This window comes from Cytobacillus oceanisediminis 2691 (assembly GCF_007678455.1).
GTDB classification, from domain to species: domain Bacteria; phylum Bacillota; class Bacilli; order Bacillales; family Cytobacillaceae; genus Mesobacillus; species Mesobacillus oceanisediminis_A.
The window spans coordinates 1-381 of record NZ_VEEP01000053.1 but is presented as its reverse complement, the minus strand read 5'-3'; the positions used below and the strand labels follow the sequence as shown (position 1 = coordinate 381).

Genomic DNA, 381 nt, shown 5'->3' with positions numbered 1-381 from the left:
CAGCCTTTCCTTCCGTTCTTCCACGCTCCGCCGGATCCACTCATAATCCCCCTCCTTTTCCTCCACGAATTTATTCACTTCCTCATCCTTATCCTCTCATACCTCTCCCTAATACCCATCCTTAAAACACACTTTCCCAATCAAACCATCATATACCCTTACCCAAACGTCATCACCTTCACCTTTCACCACTACATCCCCAACAATATACCCTCCCTTTCCACCCTCCAAACCTCCCCCTCCTTTCGCATTAACCTTTTCCATCTCCTCATCCACCTTCTCCATATCCTTCAATTCTATATTCACCATTTTCCACACTCCTTTCCACTTTTTTTCACCAAACACAACCAAATCCTCACGCATGATCGTCATCGCCACTTC

The 381-nt window shown here is 45.9% G+C and carries 1 protein-coding gene; it reads right to left on the bottom strand.

Annotation, left to right across the window (positions count from 1 at the left end; translation table 11 throughout):
- Positions 1-108: 108 nt before the first annotated feature.
- Positions 109-381 (bottom strand): RNA polymerase factor sigma-54 (locus tag FS736_RS23455; RefSeq protein WP_144481527.1); only part of this gene is annotated, 273 nt, incomplete at its 5' end.